Source organism: Streptomyces sp. NPDC006458, from assembly GCF_040612135.1.
GTDB lineage: Bacteria > Actinomycetota > Actinomycetes > Streptomycetales > Streptomycetaceae > Streptomyces.
Map to the genome: position 1 here is coordinate 1 of NZ_JBEXPR010000010.1, position 14,841 is coordinate 14,841.

The 14,841-nt window shown below is 73.6% G+C and carries 13 protein-coding genes; 8 read left to right on the forward strand and 5 right to left on the reverse strand.

Translation table 11 applies throughout. The annotated features are described in order from the left end of the window. Positions 1–266: 266 nt before the first annotated feature. The 3 genes from ABZZ79_RS15240 to ABZZ79_RS15250 all read left to right on the forward strand — a co-directional run bounded on the left by ABZZ79_RS15240 (position 267) and on the right by ABZZ79_RS15250 (position 4,388). On the forward strand, positions 267–1,646 hold the full coding sequence (locus ABZZ79_RS15240) for a CAP domain-containing protein (protein ID WP_356689399.1): 1,380 nt from the start codon (positions 267–269) through the stop codon (positions 1,644–1,646). A 106-nt stretch (positions 1,647–1,752) separates the two neighbouring features. Then, the gene (locus ABZZ79_RS15245; RefSeq protein ID WP_356689400.1) at positions 1,753–2,733 is read left to right on the forward strand and encodes a pyridoxal-phosphate dependent enzyme; all 981 of its coding nucleotides are present in this window, start codon (positions 1,753–1,755) and stop codon (positions 2,731–2,733) included. A gap of 92 nt (positions 2,734–2,825) precedes the next feature. Continuing rightward, entirely contained in the window at positions 2,826–4,388 is a 1,563-nt protein-coding gene (locus ABZZ79_RS15250) for a serine/threonine-protein kinase (RefSeq protein ID WP_356689401.1), read from the forward strand. 85 nt (positions 4,389–4,473) lie between these two features. Here the strand turns inward: ABZZ79_RS15250 and ABZZ79_RS15255 are convergent, their stop codons facing one another. Continuing rightward, on the reverse strand, positions 4,474–5,919 hold the full coding sequence (locus ABZZ79_RS15255; RefSeq protein WP_356689402.1) for a serine hydrolase domain-containing protein: 1,446 nt from the start codon (positions 5,917–5,919) through the stop codon (positions 4,474–4,476). Positions 5,920–6,168: 249 nt separating this feature from the next. Here ABZZ79_RS15255 and ABZZ79_RS15260 point away from each other — a divergent pair, with 249 nt between their 5' ends. Next, a complete protein-coding gene (locus ABZZ79_RS15260; RefSeq protein WP_356689403.1) occupies positions 6,169–7,209 on the forward strand; it encodes a hypothetical protein in 1,041 nt (346 codons plus the stop codon). A gap of 94 nt (positions 7,210–7,303) precedes the next feature. Then, positions 7,304–7,969, forward strand: a complete 666-nt coding sequence (locus tag ABZZ79_RS15265; RefSeq protein ID WP_356689404.1) for a DUF2238 domain-containing protein — start codon at positions 7,304–7,306, stop codon at positions 7,967–7,969. Here the strand turns inward: ABZZ79_RS15265 and ABZZ79_RS15270 are convergent. After that, positions 7,954–8,439 carry a DUF6328 family protein gene (locus ABZZ79_RS15270; protein ID WP_356689405.1) on the reverse strand — a complete coding sequence of 162 codons (486 nt, stop codon included), beginning with the start codon at positions 8,437–8,439 and terminating at the stop codon, positions 7,954–7,956. The two genes, ABZZ79_RS15265 and ABZZ79_RS15270, sit on opposite strands and share 16 nt — an antisense overlap. 122 nt (positions 8,440–8,561) lie before the next feature. Between ABZZ79_RS15270 and ABZZ79_RS15275 the strand changes: the two genes are divergently transcribed. Then, a complete protein-coding gene (locus ABZZ79_RS15275) occupies positions 8,562–10,277 on the forward strand; it encodes a cholesterol oxidase substrate-binding domain-containing protein (RefSeq protein WP_356689406.1) in 1,716 nt (571 codons plus the stop codon). A gap of 9 nt (positions 10,278–10,286) precedes the next feature. Here ABZZ79_RS15275 and ABZZ79_RS15280 read toward each other — a convergent pair whose 3' ends face one another. Further along, positions 10,287–11,504: an FAD-dependent monooxygenase gene (locus ABZZ79_RS15280; RefSeq protein WP_356689407.1), complete on the reverse strand. Its 1,218-nt coding sequence runs from the start codon at positions 11,502–11,504 to the stop codon at positions 10,287–10,289. Between the two features lie 333 nt (positions 11,505–11,837). Between ABZZ79_RS15280 and ABZZ79_RS15285 the strand changes: the two genes are divergently transcribed. Continuing rightward, positions 11,838–12,248, forward strand: a complete 411-nt coding sequence (locus ABZZ79_RS15285; protein WP_356689408.1) for a tyrosinase cofactor — start codon at positions 11,838–11,840, stop codon at positions 12,246–12,248. A 49-nt stretch (positions 12,249–12,297) separates the two neighbouring features. Then, complete coding sequence (locus tag ABZZ79_RS15290; protein WP_356689409.1) at positions 12,298–13,122, forward strand: tyrosinase family protein; 825 nt, start codon at positions 12,298–12,300, stop codon at positions 13,120–13,122. A 16-nt stretch (positions 13,123–13,138) separates the two neighbouring features. On the opposite strand, the gene ABZZ79_RS15295 is transcribed toward ABZZ79_RS15290, so the two are convergent. Both ABZZ79_RS15295 and ABZZ79_RS15300 read right to left on the reverse strand, forming a co-directional pair. Beyond that, positions 13,139–13,849: a ribonuclease H gene (locus tag ABZZ79_RS15295; protein ID WP_356689410.1), complete on the reverse strand. Its 711-nt coding sequence runs from the start codon at positions 13,847–13,849 to the stop codon at positions 13,139–13,141. A gap of 59 nt (positions 13,850–13,908) precedes the next feature. After that, the gene (locus tag ABZZ79_RS15300; RefSeq protein WP_356689411.1) at positions 13,909–14,706 is read right to left on the reverse strand and encodes a VOC family protein; all 798 of its coding nucleotides are present in this window, start codon (positions 14,704–14,706) and stop codon (positions 13,909–13,911) included. Positions 14,707–14,841 lie beyond the last annotated feature (135 nt).

The window sequence follows — 14,841 nt, forward strand, 5'->3', positions numbered from 1 at the left end:
CATCGACCGGACCACCTACAAAGCAGCCATCAACATCACCATGCTCACAACCAGCACTTGACGCCCCGGCCCCGCCCTTAACTGAACGGCGTTGGGGCTAGACGAGGGCCAGGGGCGGTCGTCGATCCGGCGGGCCCCCACCACCCGGTGAGGGCCGGCGCCCGCCACCTGCCAGGTACGGGAACCCGTCGGGCGGCCCGCGCGTTGTCCGGTCGAGGGTCACGGCCGGGCCGCCGCGTCCCTGGTCACGACAGCAGGGGGGCGTGATGACCGCGTTGGTCCCCGGGGGCAATCTGGCGCTCCCGCGCGGCGCGCTGACCGTGCGGGTGCCGGGGCCGTTCGACGTCTCCGCGCTGATCACCGACGACGGCGGCCGGGTGCGCGACGACGCCGACTTCGTGTTCTACAACCAGCCGTCCGCGCCGGGCGCCCGCCTCGGCGGTGACACGCTCACCGTCGATCCGGGCGCCCTGCGGTCCGGCGCCACGCGGGTCACGGTCGTCGTGAGCCCGGACGAGCCGGACACCCCGTTCAGCCGTCTGCCCTCCCCCGTCCTCCAGGTCTGCGGGCCGGACGGCCGGTCCCTCGCCCGGTTCGCGGCGCCGCGCCCTCGGACGGAGACCGTGCTGCTGCTGGTGGAGATCTACCGCCGCGGCGACATGTGGAAGGTGCGGGCCCTGGGCCAGGGGTACGCCGACGGACTGGCCGGTGTCGCCCGGGACTTCGGGGTGGACGTGGTGGAGAGCGAGGCGGAGACCGCGACGGCCTCGGTGGGCGACGGGCCCGCGCCCGTGGGTGCCGTCCCCACGGTCGTGGATCTGCGCGTCGGCCCGGCCCTGTCCGGCCGCACCGAACCGGGCGGTTCCAGCGTGGCCGACGCCTGGCTCGGACCGGTCAACTCCGCTCGCGCGCACGCCGGTTCACCGGGTGTGACATGGGATGCCCGGCTCGCGGCCGCCGCGCAGGAGCACGCCTCGGTGATGGCCGCCGCCGGACGGCTCGGCGTGGAGGGGCGGGACGGTCTGGCGGTCTACCAGCGCGTGACCCGTACGGGATACGCGTATGTGAACGTCGGCGAGCATCTGGTGTCCGGGCCACGCACCCCGCAGGAGTTGCTCGCCTCCTGTCTGCGGACCGACCAGGCCCGGCGCACGGTGCACGACGCCGTGTTCACCCACGCGGGTCTCGGCCGGGCGACGGGCGACCGGGGCGGTGACGTGTTCTGGACCGCGCTTTGGGCCCGGCCGCTCGGACCAGGCGACCTGGGCCGTACGGAGGCCGAGGTCGTGGCCCTCACCAACCGCGAGCGCGCCTCGGCCGGGCTGCCGCCGCTCGCCACGGACCCGCTGCTGACCAGGGCCGCGCAGGCGCACAGCGCGGACATGGTGGCCCGGGACTTCTACTCCCACACCTCGCCGGACGGCAGCGGGCCCCGGGACCGGGCCGCCGCCGCGGGCGCCGTGCGGCGCTCGACCGGCGAGAACATCGCCTGCGGGCAGCGCTCCGAGGCCGAGGTGGTCACCGGCTGGATGAACAGCCCGGGGCACCGGGCGAACATCCTCAGAGCCGGGTTCACCCACATAGGGATCGGTTTCGCGGGCGGCGGCCGGGCGGGCACCTACTGGACCCAGTTGTTCGGCGCCTGACAGCCGCGCGGAGCCCGGCGACGGGGACCCCTGACAGCAGGAGGACGGCCCTCTCCGCAACCCCGGCCCGGCCTCATGGGTGGGCGGCACAGCGAAAGGCAAGGTCTTGATCAGCATCTCGGACATCGAAGGCGCGGCGGAGCGGATCGCCGGGCACATCGTCCGCACGCCCACCGTGGCGAGCCCGGGGCTCGGCGAACTGCTCGGCGCACCGGTCACCGCGAAGCTGGAACTGCTCCAGCACACCGGCTCGTTCAAGGTGCGCGGGGCGACGGCCAAGCTGCTGTCCCTCGGGGCGGCCGAGCGCGCGGCCGGGGTCGTGGCGGTGAGCGGCGGCAACCACGGCATCGCGTTCGCGACCATGGCCGCCGCCCTCGATGTGAAGGCCACACTCGTCATGCCGCGCTCGGCCCCGGCCCGTGCGGTGCGCATCGCCGAGGCGGCGGGGGCCTCCGTGCGGCTGACCGACGCGATGGACGAGGCGTTCGCGCTGACCGAGCGGCTGCGCGACGAGGGCATGACCCTGGTGCACCCCTTCGACGACCCGCTGGTGATCGCGGGCCAGGGCACCGTGGGGCTTGAGTTCGCCGCGGACGCCGGGGAGCTGACGGACGTACTGGTCAGCATCGGTGGCGGCGGGCTGATCTCCGGGGTCGCCGCGGCGCTGACGGCGCTTCGGCCGGGGGTGCGGGTGTGGGGCGTGGAGACCGAGGGGGCCGAGGCGATGTCCGCGGCCCTCGCGGCGGGCGGCCCGGTGCCGGTGCCGCTGTCCTCGATCGTGAGCACCCTGAGCGCCCCGTCCGTGTCCCGGCTGACCTACGAGCATGTGGCGGCCCTGGTCACCGAGGTGCTGGTGGTCCCCGACCGGGAGGCGGTGCGGGGCTCGCTGGAGTTCGCCGAGCACGCCAAGCTCTGGACCGAGCCGGCCGCGGGCTGTCTGCTGCCGGCCGCCCGTCAGGTCCTGGAACGGGTCGGCGAGGGTGCCCGGCTCGGCCTGGTGGTGTGCGGGGGCAACGCCTCGCCCGCCGACATGGCCGCATGGACGCGGCGCTTCGGGCTGCTCCCCGCCGCGGACGATTCGTCCTGACGGTGAGTCAACGTTGTCACGACCGTTGAACACCCGGCCGCTCGCCCGCCGTACCTCTGGGAAAGGGTGGCAGCCAGGGGTGCAGCGAGGGAATGACGATGGTCGAGGCGCATGTCTCCGCGGAAGAGTTGATCGCCGGCAGATACCGGCCCCTTCACATGGTGCACCAGGAGACGAACCGGGTCGGATGGTACGGCGAGGACCTGGAGACGGGACGACCGTGCCTGCTGACACAGGTGGGGCTGCCCGAAGGGCTGGACGAGCAGGCGGCACGGCGGACGGTGGGCCGGGTGCTGCGTGCCTCGGAGACCATGCGGTCGCTGTGTCCGGACCGGGTCCCGGCGGTCCTGGACGCGGTGACCTGGGCGGGCGCGCTGTGGACGGTCACGGACTGGGTGGGCGGCACTCCGCTCGGGGAACTCATCGCCCAGCGGGGCACGTTGAACTATGTGCGGGCGGCGCGGATCGGTCTGGAGCTGCTCGATGTACTGGACGCCGCGCATGCCGCGGGCATCACACACGGTGAGCTGAGCCCCGGCCAGGTGATCGTCCCGGACCGCGGCCCGGCCGTCGTGGGCGGGTTCGGGCTGGCGGGCTCTACGCTCGCCCCCCGGCTGGCGGCCCCGTCGTACGCCTCGCCCGAGCAGGCACGCGACGAGCGGATCGGTCCGGCGGCGGACCTGTGGGCGCTGGGCGCGATCCTCTACACGATGGTGGAGGGCCGTCCGCCGTACCGGGAGCGCGAGCGGCCCGAGGTCACGCTGAAGGGCGTCGACCGGCTGCCGCTGCGCGCCCCGGTGCGCGCCGGCCCGCTCGGCCGGGCCGTGCAGGGGCTGCTCCGCAAGAACTCGCGGGAGCGGCTGCCCCGGCCGGTGGTCCGGGAGGCGCTGAACCGGGCGCTGCGCGAGGAGTCCGACGCGTCCTGTGTGTTGCAGCGTCCCCGGCTGCGGCGGGCGTACGCGTCCGTGCGGCACGCGGGTTCGGGCCGGGGCGGGCGCATGCTGGCCGTCGGCACGACCCTGGCGGTCGTCACGGTCGCGCTGGCGGTGCTGGTCGCGACGGGCGCGCTGTCCGGCTCCGACACGGCCGCGTCGGGTGGTACGGCGCCCAGGACCACCACTCCGGCCGACCCGGCCCCGACGGCGCCGGGCGCGTCGGCCGTGCCGCCCTCCGGGCCCGCGGCGGCTGCCCCCGCTCCGACCGCGGGTTTCCGCACGTACGACTCCCCCGAGGGCTTCTCCGTCGATCTGCCCGAGGGCTGGGCGCCGCTGAGCACGACCCGGATGGCGGACCTGGCCTATCGCGTGGTCCTCGGCCGGTCCGGCGAGCCGCGCACGCTCACCGTCACCTACAGCGAGCGCCTCGGCCCGGACCCGGTCGCCGTCTGGCGGGAGGTGGAGCCGGGGCTGCGCGCGGCGGGCGGCTACCGCCGGATCGGGGCGATCCGGGCGCTGACGTACCAGGGCCGCAGGGCGGCGGACATGCAGTGGGTCACCACGGCGGGCGACGACCGGGTGCGCACCCTCGGCCGCGGTTTCCTCGTCGGCGGCGGCCGCGGCTACTCGCTGCGCTGGTCGACACCCGCCGCCGACTGGGACAGCGCCGCCAACCGCGCGGCACTGGACGTCTTCCTGCGGAGTTTCCGGCCCGAGTGAGGGGTGTCAGGCCTGGGTGAGGGGTGTCAGGCCTGGGTGAGGGGTGTCAGGCCCGGGTGACGGGTGTCCCGCGGCTGACGGGTGTTCAGGCCCGGGTCACCGGCGCCCGCAGGCGGTCCAGCCGGGCGCCGTGCAGCGGCGCGGTCCGCCAGCGGGCCCGGAAGGCGCGGTCGGCGAGCGTGCAGGTGATCACCAGCCGGTGCGGGGTCTCCAGGAACTGCGTCTCGAACTCCAGCGTGCCCGGGTCGGCCCAGCCGCCGCTGACGGCGACGGGCAGCGGCTCCTCGCTCACGGTCCAGCCGCCGGTGCCGAGGCGCAGTGCGATCCGGTGGCCGTTCTCGGTCAGGGTGGCTGTCCAGCCGTCGGGGCCCGAGTCCAGCTCGACACCGTTCAGGCTGCGCTGGTCCGCGCAGACACCGCCGTAGGGGGTGAAGGACGCCCCGGCCCAGTCCTCGGCGCGCTCGGGCGGGGCGGGTTCGCCGGCCGCGGGCGGCAGCGCGAGCCGGGAGAGCCGCTCACGCAGGGCGGCGTCGGCCTCGTCGGCGCCGGTCAGGGGGGCGGGCCCGCAGGCGGGCAGCAGGTGCTGCCAGACGAGGTTCAGCACGGTCTGCATCTGCTCGGTGGCCGCGGTCGTCACGACCACGGCGTCCTGCTCGGGCAGCACCAGACAGAACTGGCCGTACGCCCCGTCGCCGCGGAAGCCGTGGCGGGAGCGCCAGAACTGGATGCCGTAGCCCTGGTCCCAGTCCGGGACGTCGCTGAAGCCCATGCCGCCGTCGGTCGGCACATGCGCGCGGGTGGCCTCGGCGACCCAGCCCTCCGGCAGCAGCCGCCGCCCCCGCCAGACACCGTCGCGCAGATACAGCTCGCCGAACCGGGCGACGGCGTCGGTGGTCAGATGCAGTCCGCTGAAGCCGAGTTCGCGGCCGGTGCCGTCGCGCAGCCAGGCCGCCTCGCCGATGCCGAGCGGGTCCAGCAGCCGGGGGCGCAGATACACGCTCAGCGGCTGGCCGGTGACCTTCTGGAGGATCGCGGCGAGGGAGTAGGTGGCGGGCTGGTTGTAGGCGAAGACGGTGCCGGGGTCGCGCTCCGGCGGGTGGAGCAGGAAACCGCGGACCGGCTCGGCCGGGTCGGTGCCGTAGGCGGCGTCGACCATCTCGGCGAGATGCCCGCTGGACATGGTCGCCGCGTGCCGGACGAGCATGGCGCGGCTGCGCGGGTCGGTGATCTCGGCCTCGAACTCGGGGAAGTGGGAGATCACCGGGTCGTCGAGGCCGATCAGCCCCTCGGCGACGGCGAAGGCCGCGGCGGTCGAGGTGAAGCTCTTGCTCAGCGAGTACAGCAGGTGGGGGCGCTCGGGGGTGTACGGCGCCCACCAGCCGGCGGCCACGACCCGGCCGTGGCGCAGGATCATGAGGCTGTGAGGTTCGATGTCGGGCGCGGCGTCGAGGGCGTCGAGAAGGGCGAGGACACCGGTGGCGTCGACACCCTGGGCGGCCGGGGTGCTGAAGGGCAGGGGGCGCGCGGTCATGGGGCCATCCTGTCCGGGCGGGGCCCGGATATCGAGCCTCTTTTCGAGGCGTGGGTCAGGACCGGGGCGACGCGGCGGGGGATATCCCCTCCGGGGAGCGCGGGCCGGGCGGCGCCCGGCGGGCCGGGATTCGCCGGACAGGCCGTGGGGGTGGCGAAGATCGGCGAAAGGGTGGATATAGGCTTTCCGTCCGCACCGGACGCGGCCCCGGCCCCGCGTCCCCGCGACCCCGCTACCAGGAGAACGTCCGTGACGCTGGCGCCCGCCCCGCTCGACCCGACCCCCGCCTCCCCCGCGCCGCTGTCCGATCTCGTGGCGCGTGACGCGCGCGAGTTCGGCGCGTACGCGCGCACCGGCGGGTGGGCCTTCGCCCTGATGGTGGCGCGCAGCGTGCGGCCGGGCGGCCAGGGCGCGCAGGAGACACCGAAGGTGTCGGCGAAGGAGTTCGCCGAGCTGGCCGGGTGCTCCGCGGAGCGGGTCATGCGCTACTACAAGGCGTGGGACCGGGCCGCGGACGACGCGCTCGTGCCGCAGTTCGAGGCGCTCGCGCCGGGCCAGGAGGTCGAACTGCCGGACGCGGACGCGTGGTCGAGCTACTACACGGCCCGCTCCAGCGCCGCCTCCGAGCGGGGCACCGCCATCACGGAGGCCGCCGAGGCCGAGGGCATCCGGCCGACGAAGGCGCTGGAGGTCGCCGAGAACCCGACCGCGCTGCGCGCCGCGATCCTTGCCGATCCCTCCACCGCCCGCGCCGCCCGCCGGGCGCTGCTCGACCGGGTGCGCGAGGACCCGGAACTCCAGGCCGAGTTGGCGCGGGACGTCGTCCGCACGGACGATCTGAAGAAGGCCGTCGCCAGCGAGAGCAGGGCGGCGGACCGGATCGGCTACGTCCGGCAGATCGCCGAGTCCGGCCAGATCCGCACCCCGGCCGGGCAGACCGTCGACGCCCCGGTCGATGTGCGGCAGGAGGCCGAGCGGCATCTGTCGCTGATCGACGAGCTGGAGGAGGACGAGGACTGCGGCGACTGGGCGACCGAGGCGTACGGCACGATGAAGTCGCTGGTCGCCGAGGCCGTGGAGGCCGACCCCGAACTGCGCGTCCAGGAGCGTCGGACGAGGTTCTACAGCAGCCTGCAGAAGGCGACGAAGGCGTTCGAGGAGCTGACCTTCGACGACGCGCAGGACTTCTACGAGGACGACATGGTCCAGCAGTTGGAGGAACTCCAGGTGGCCGTCGCCGGCTGCATCACGGCGCTGCGCGGGGCGCAGGAGGGCCGCTCCGGGGAGTGAGGTCCCGGCCCCCACCCGGGGTTGAGTACGCGTACTCATGTCGCCGTCCTCGGGCCGCCGCCACGATGGGGCTCCCACGAAGAGGAGTCGACCCATGACCGCCCTGTCCGTCCTGCCCGCAGGTACCGCCGCCCCGCGCCGCCGGGTGCCGCCCTTCGTGTTCGCCGCGGTGGCCCTCGCGGGGCTCGCGGTGTCCGCCTGGGCGCCGCACGACCGTACGACGTGGTTCCTGGAGACGGTCTGGGTGCTCGTCGGGCTGCCGCTGGTCGCCCTGACCTGGCGGCGCTTCCCGCTCACCGGGCTGCTGTGCGGGCTGCTCGCTGCGCACGCCCTGGTGCTGTCGCTGGGCGGCCACTACACGTACGCCGAGGTGCCCATGGGTGACTGGGTGCGCGACACGTTGGGCCTGGAGCGCAATCCCTACGACCGCTTCGGGCATCTGATGCAGGGCTTCGTACCCGCGATCCTGGTCCGGGAGCTGCTCAGCCGTACCTCGCCGCTGCGCGGCAGCCGCTGGCTGGCGCCGCTGACAGTGTGCGCGTGCCTCGCCTTCAGCGCGGTCTTCGAGATGTTCGAATGGGCGGCGGCCGTGATCGGCGGGCACTCGGCGGACGCGTTCCTGGCCACCCAGGGCGATGTGTGGGACACCCAGTGGGACATGTTCTGCGCCCTGGTCGGCGCCACGGTCTCGCTCCTGCTGCTCGGCCGGGCGCACGACCGGCAGCTCGCGCGGGCGACGGCGGCTCAGCGGTCCGTGTGATGGTGCCTGGCCCACAGCGGGATGCCGAACCAGCACAGCAGATACCAGAGCAGGACCCCCCCGACCAGGTAGGGGACGAAGTCCCCGTCGGTCGCCACCCGCAGGATCAGCAGCAGGGAGCCGGTCATGGTGGCGAGCAGCAGCACGAGTCCGGCCAGGGTGAAGCGCGAGGCCCAGCGCACCGCTTCCGGTTTCACCCGTTGGCCGGAGACCAGCCGGTGCAGGGAGACAGGCCCGATCAGGGTGCCGGTGGCGGCGGCGCCCAGCACGACGGTCACCATGTAGATCGTCTGGTCGGTGTCCTCCAGCCTGCGGTAGGTCGGCGTGAACACCACGGTCAGCAGGAAGCCGAAGAGGATCTGCACCCCCATCTGGGCCACACGGACCTCCTGGAGCAGCTCACCCCACATGCGGTCGGCGCGCTCCTCCCGGGTCTCGTCGCGGCCCGTGCGCTGCGTCGGCTCTGCCATGCGCACCGGGTACCGTGACATCGGACCCTCAAACGGCGGTGATTCGCACAGCCGTCACCCACGCGGGTGAGGCGAATCGGCCGCGGGCCGGGCGTGGCGGGCGCCGACCCTACGGTGTGGCCGTGACCGATCATGAGCCCTCCCCGCCCGGCGCGCTGAGCCGCCGCGGCTTCCTCTCCTCGGCCGCCGCCCTGGCGGCCGGACCCGTGCTGGTCCGGGCCGATCCGGCGGTGGCCGCCGTGGAGCTGCCGGACTTCCCCGCGGACGTGCCGCTGTACCGCACGGCGTACCGCAACTGGGTCGGGGACATCACCGCCCACGGGCTGTGGGCCTGCGCTCCGGAGACCCCCGGGCAGGTGGTGGCGGCCGTCAACTGGGCCTGGCGGCACGGCACGCGGGTGCGGGCCAGGGGCGCCTCGCACGGCTGGTCGCCGCTGACGATCCCGGCCGGCACCCCGGCCGGGGCTCCGGTGCTGCTGGTCGACACCACCCGCGGTCTGACCGGCCTGAGCGTGGAGTCCTCCGGTACCGTCCGCGCCGGGACGGGCGTGACCATGGAGGCCCTGCTCACCCGCCTGGAGGAGCACGGTCTGGGGCTGACGGCCGTGCCCGCTCCCGGCGACCTCACGCTCGGCGGCGCGCTGGCGGTCGACGCGCACGGCACGGCCGTACCGGCACAAGGTGAGCGGCGGCCGGCCGGACACACGTACGGGTCGCTGAGCAATCTGGTGCTCTCGCTCACCGCGGTCGTCTGGGACCCGGAGGCGGGCGCCTACACGCTGCGCACCTTCCGACGCGACGAGACGGACTGCGCGGCCCTGCTCGTCCATCTCGGCCGGGCGCTGGTCACGGAGGTCGTGCTGCGCGTGGGGACGAACGCCAGTCTGCGCTGCGTCAGCCGCACGGACATCCCGGCCGCCGAACTGTTCGCCGCACCGGACTCGGGCGCCCGGCGCACCCTCGCGAGCTTCGTCGAGGAGTCGGGGCGGGTGGAGGCGATCTGGTTCGCCTTCACCGAGCACCCGTGGCTGAAGGTGTGGAGCGTGGCGCCGACCCGGCCGCTCACCTCGCGGCGGGTGACACGGCCGTACAACTACCCGTTCTCCGACAGTGTTCCGACGGTGGTCGCCGATCTGGTGGGACGGATCGTGACGGAGGGCGCCTGGTACCTGGCTCCGGTGCTGGGCAACGCGCAGTTCGACGTGGCCGCGCTGGGACTGGTGACGACGCTGTCCGCCGACCTCTGGGGGCCGTCGAAGAACACGCTGCTGTACGTCCGCCCGACCACCCTGCGGGTGCACGCCAACGGGTACGCGGTGCTGACGTCCCGGGCCGAAGTGCAGCGCGTCGTCGCCGAGTTCACCGCGTTCTACCGGGAGCGGCTGACGGCGTACGCGGCGCAGGGCCGCTTCCCGGTGAACGGCGCGGTGGAGATCCGGGTGACCGGGCTGGACGACCCGGCCGAGGCGGAGTCGGCGGGCGCGAGGGTGCCGCTGCTGTCGGCGCTGCGTCCGGTCGGGGGACGTCCCGACTGGGACACGGCGGTGTGGCTGGACGTGCTGACGCTGCCGGGCACCAAGGACGCGGAGCCCTTCCTGCGCGAGCTGGAGCGGTTCCTGCTGAGCGCCTTCGACGGCGGCCGCGCCCTGGCCCGGGTGGAGTGGTCCAAGGGGTGGGCGTACACCGACACGGCCGCCTGGAGCGACGAGGAGGTGACCGGCACGGTCGTACCGGCCTCGTTCGGGGAGGCCGAGTGGGGGCGGGCGGCCGGCGTCCTGGACCGGCTCGACCCACACCATGTGTTCGGCAACGCCTTCCTGGACCGGCTGCTGGGCTGAGCGGGCCCGTTACTTGCGGGACTCCAGGGTGCGGGCCTGGGAGCCGCGGGCCAGCTTCGGCCCGAGCCATCGCTTGAGGCGGCGCAGCGCCTCCAACTGGCCCGCGGCGCGGTCGAGTCGGTAGTACAGCTGGGGCGGGACGTACGGCAGCAGCGGTGAGTGGCGCTGGCCGAGCAGGGCGAACATCTGCTGGGGCGGCAGGCGGATGTAGCGCGGCAGGTTCTCGTACCACTGGGCGCTGTGCCGGGCCGCGCTCTGCGCGGACAGCAGGGCCTCCTGCCGCTCGCGCTCGTAGCGGGCGAGGGCGTCGGGCAGGGCGGGGTGCTCGCGCAGGGCGGCGGCCAGGGCGATGGCGTCCTCCAGGGCGAGGGTGGTGCCCGCGCCGATGGAGTAGTGGGTGGTGTGGGCGGCGTCGCCGAGCAGGACCAGGTTGTCGCGGTGCCAGGTGCGGTTGGTCAGGGTGCGGAAGTTCAGCCACTGCGCGCTGCCGTCGGACTGTGCGCGGCCGATGAGCGGGTGGCCGTCGAGGGCGTCCGCGAACAGCTTCTCCAACACGCGCAGTCCGTCGGCCCCGGCGGCCCGGTCGAGGCCGAGCCCGGTCCAGGTGGCGGGGGCGCACTCGACGACGCAGGTGCTGTGGGTGTCGCTGTAGCCGTAGCCGTAGCACCAGATCCAGCCGTGCTCGGTCTCGACGAAGGAGAAGGTGAAGGCGTCGAAGACCTTGGTGGTGCCGAGCCAGATGTAGGAGTTGCGGCCGGCCTCGACCTCGGTGCCGAAGTGGCCGGCGTGCCGGGTGCGCAGGGCGCTGCGCACACCGTCGGCGGCGACCACCAGGTCGGCTTCGGCCGTCCACGCGCCCAGGTCCGTGACCTCGTGCTCGAAGCGCAGCCGGACGCCGAGGGAGCGGGCCCGGTCGGCGAGGATCTCCAGCAGGCGGTGGCGGCCGATGCCGAAGCCCTGGTCGCCGTGGTTGCGGGTGCTGAGGCCGCGGACCTGGGCGACGCCGTCGCTCCAGCGGACCGAGGCCCGGTCGACGGCCCGCGCCGACTCCGGGTCGTGGGCGTGGAGCTTGTCGAGCAGCCCCTGCCAGTAGGTGACGCCCCAGCCGTAGGTCGAGCCCTCCGGATCGCGCTCGTGGACGGTGATGTCGTGGGCGGGATCCTGGATCTTCAGCAGGATCGACAGATACAGGCCGGCGGGCCCGCCTCCGGCGATGACGACCTTCACGCGCACCCCTGGTCATTACTCAGAGCGGTTGATTCGCGACGCAGGGTAGCAGGCGCGAGGGTCGCGAAACGCGTCACTTTCTCCGAGCGGGTCGCGCCCCGCACCGACCGCAGGTAACGCGAAAGATCACCGCGAACCCGCCGCGAAAGGGAAGGAATTCCCCCTTCCGGGCAGACCGAGACCTGTCCGCAGCAAGATCATCTTGGTTCAAACTTGCATGACATGTAAGTAATTGTCCGGATCGGAGCCAACCGGTTCGAAGGGATTTCCGGCCGTTCGCCACGGCCCGATAGGCATGCGACGACATCCGTTCCCCGAACCCAGGAGGTCCGCATGCCGGAACTCACCCGTCGTCGCGCGCTCGCCGCCGGAGCCGCCGGAGCCGCCGCGGCCGCGGTCGGCGCCACCGCCGCCGCCGTCGCCGCCGCACCCCACGCCACCGCGGGCACGTCCGCCGGTCACTCCGCCGCCGCACCCGCCGGTCACCACCACGGCGGCCCGCAGCCCTTCGACGAGGTCTACAAGGGCCGCCGGATACAGGGCCGGGCCGGCGGCGGCCATCACCACGGCACCGGCTACGCGGTGTTCGTGGACGGCGTCGAACTGCATGTGATGCGGAACGCCGACGGCACCTGGATCAGCGTCGTCAGCCACTACGACCCCGTGACCACCCCGCGCGCCGCCGCCCGCGCGGCCGTCGACGAGCTGCAGGGCGCGGCACTGCTGCCCTTCCCCGCCAACTGACGGCGCCGTAAGCGCATTTGAAGCACCACACGCACTTGGAGCACCGCACATGACCGTCCGCAAGAACCAGGCGAACCTGACCGCCGACGAGAAGCGCCGCTTCGTCGCCGCCGTCCTCGAACTCAAGCGCAGCGGCCGCTACGACACCTTCGTCAGCACGCACAACCAGTTCATCGTCGCCGACACCGACAACGGCCCCCGCACCGGCCACCGTTCGCCGTCGTTCCTGCCCTGGCACCGCAGATTCCTGCTGGACTTCGAGCGCGCCCTCCAGGACGTCGACGCCACGGTCGCGCTGCCCTACTGGGACTGGTCCGCCGACCGCTCGACGCGCTCCTCGCTGTGGGCACCGGACTTCCTCGGCGGCACCGGACGCGGCCTCGACGGCCGGGTCATGGACGGGCCGTTCGCCGCATCCACCGGCGACTGGCCGGTCAACGTCCGCGTCGACGGCCGTACGTTCCTGCGCCGCTCGCTCGGCACGTCCGTGCGCGAACTGCCCACCCGGGCCGAGGTGGAGTCGGTGCTGGCGATGCCGGTGTACGACATGGCGCCCTGGAACAGCGGTGCGGACGGGTTCCGCAACCATCTGGAGGGCTGGCGCGGGGTGAACCTGCACAACCGCGTCCACGTCTGGGTCGGCGGGCAGATGGCCACCGGGGTCTCCCCCAACGACCCGGTGTTCTGGCTGCACCACGCCTACATCGACAAGCTGTGGGCCGACTGGCAGCGCCGTCACCCCGGCTCCGGCTATCTCCCGGCCGCCGGGACCGCGGACGTCGTCGATCTCCAGGACACGATGACGCCCTGGAACGACGTACGCCCGGCCGACCTGCTGGACCACACGGCGCACTACACCTTCGACGCGGCCTGATCAGGCGGCGAAGCCGTCAGGCGTCGGCCGAGCGGCACTCCGGGTGGCCCCAGCCGGAGGCGTTCTTGGCGATCTGCTCGCCCGCCGCGTAGGAACGGCCGCACACCCCGCAGCGGCCGGGGAACTTCGCCTTGATCGTGCGCGAGGACCCCGCGCTCCCGGCCCCGCCGCCGCGGGCACCCCGGGCGGCGGGCTTGCGGCGCGGGGCCTTGGCCGGGACGTCGGGCGCGGGCGGCGGCTCGGGGGAGCCGAGGGCGCTGCCCGCGCTCTCCTGGATGCTCGCCGCCTGGCTGGCAGCCCGGTCGGCGAAGTCGTTGAGCCGGTCGCCGTCGACCTGGTGCGCGGGGACGTAGCGGAACTCGACGTCGCGGCCCACGAGCAGCTCGTCGATGCGGACCACGAGCTCCTGGTTGGCGACCGGCTTCCCGGCGGCCGTCTTCCAGCCGTTGCGCTTCCAGTTGGGCAGCCAGGCGGTGACGGCCTTCATGGCGTACTGCGAGTCCATGCGGATCTCGATGGGTACGGCCGGGTCGGTCGCCGTCAGCAGACGCTCCAGCGCGGTGAGCTCCGCGACGTTGTTGGTGGCCGTGCCGAGCGGTCCGGCCTCCCAGCGGTCGGGCGTCTGAGACGCGTCGGCGACGACCCAGGCCCAGCCCGCCGGTCCGGGGTTTCCCTTGGACGCCCCGTCGCACGCGGCCACCACACGTTCACGCATGGGTCCGATCATGCCATGGGCCGGCGGGCCGCCCAGTCGCGCCTCGGACGCCCCGCCTCGGAAGCCCCGCCTCAGACGTCGGTGCTCCGCGGCATCTCACCCGCGGTCGTCGTGAGGTCGATCACCGAGAAGTTGGCGCCCTGCGGGTCGCTGATCGCGGCGAAGCGGCCGAAGGGCGTGTCCATCGGGCCGAACCGCAGCACGCCGCCCCGCTCGGTCGCCTTCTCCACGGCCTCGTCGCAGTTGGGCACCGAGAAGTAGACGTTGATGTACGGCGGCACCTCGGGCGGGAACTCGTCCGTCATCCGCATCCGGCCGAGGACGGTGTCCTTGCCGAGGTTGTACATGCGGAAGTCGACGTTGTCGTCCTGCATCTGCTTCGCGCTGTAGCCGAAGACAGCCGGCAGGAAGGTGTCGGACTTCTCCGGTTCGCGAGTGAACACCTCGGCCCAGCAGTACGCGCCGGGCTGCTCGGGCGGCGCCTCGAAGCCCTCGTGGGTGCCGCCCTGCCAGACGCCGAAGACGACGCCGCTCGGGTCGCGCGCGAGCAGCATGGTGCCGAAGTCGCCGACCTGCATCGGCCCCATCAGCACCTCACCGCCGTTGTCGCGGATCTTCGTCGCGGTCGCCGCCGCGTCCGGGGAGGCGATGTAGAGGCACCACTGCGAGACGCCCTCCTGGCCGGGCATCGGCGGCACGACGGCCGCGACCGCCTTGCCGGCGGCGTAGGCCTGGGTGTAGTTGCCGTACTCCGACGAAGACTCGCCGAAGGTCCAGCCGAGGACGTCACCGTAGAAGCTCTTGGCCCCTTCCAGGTCGGTGAACATCGCGTCCACCCAGCAGGGGGTTCCCTCAGGTCGTGCGGCCATGATCGGCCCTCTCGGATTCGGGGACATGTCCGAAAGGTCACGCTATCCACCCCACGCCGCGCCCGCGCGCCGAACGCGTCCTCCCGTACGGGCCGGCCCGCGGGGTGCGGCGAGGGGGGCGTGCGCCCCCGGGGG

What these genes read in the sequence shown, in the direction of transcription:
- ABZZ79_RS15240 (WP_356689399.1), top strand. Translation starts at nt 267, where the DNA reads ATGACCGCGTTGGTCCCCGGGGGCAATCTGGCGCTCCCGCGCGGCGCG.
- ABZZ79_RS15250 (WP_356689401.1), top strand. Translation starts at nt 2,826, where the DNA reads ATGACGATGGTCGAGGCGCATGTCTCCGCGGAAGAGTTGATCGCCGGC.
- ABZZ79_RS15255 (WP_356689402.1), bottom strand. Translation starts at nt 5,919, where the DNA reads ATGACCGCGCGCCCCCTGCCCTTCAGCACCCCGGCCGCCCAGGGTGTC.
- ABZZ79_RS15265 (WP_356689404.1), top strand. Translation starts at nt 7,304, where the DNA reads ATGACCGCCCTGTCCGTCCTGCCCGCAGGTACCGCCGCCCCGCGCCGC.
- ABZZ79_RS15270 (WP_356689405.1), bottom strand. Translation starts at nt 8,439, where the DNA reads ATGGCAGAGCCGACGCAGCGCACGGGCCGCGACGAGACCCGGGAGGAG.
- ABZZ79_RS15285 (WP_356689408.1), top strand. Translation starts at nt 11,838, where the DNA reads ATGCCGGAACTCACCCGTCGTCGCGCGCTCGCCGCCGGAGCCGCCGGA.
- ABZZ79_RS15290 (WP_356689409.1), top strand. Translation starts at nt 12,298, where the DNA reads ATGACCGTCCGCAAGAACCAGGCGAACCTGACCGCCGACGAGAAGCGC.
- ABZZ79_RS15295 (WP_356689410.1), bottom strand. Translation starts at nt 13,849, where the DNA reads ATGATCGGACCCATGCGTGAACGTGTGGTGGCCGCGTGCGACGGGGCG.
- ABZZ79_RS15300 (WP_356689411.1), bottom strand. Translation starts at nt 14,706, where the DNA reads ATGGCCGCACGACCTGAGGGAACCCCCTGCTGGGTGGACGCGATGTTC.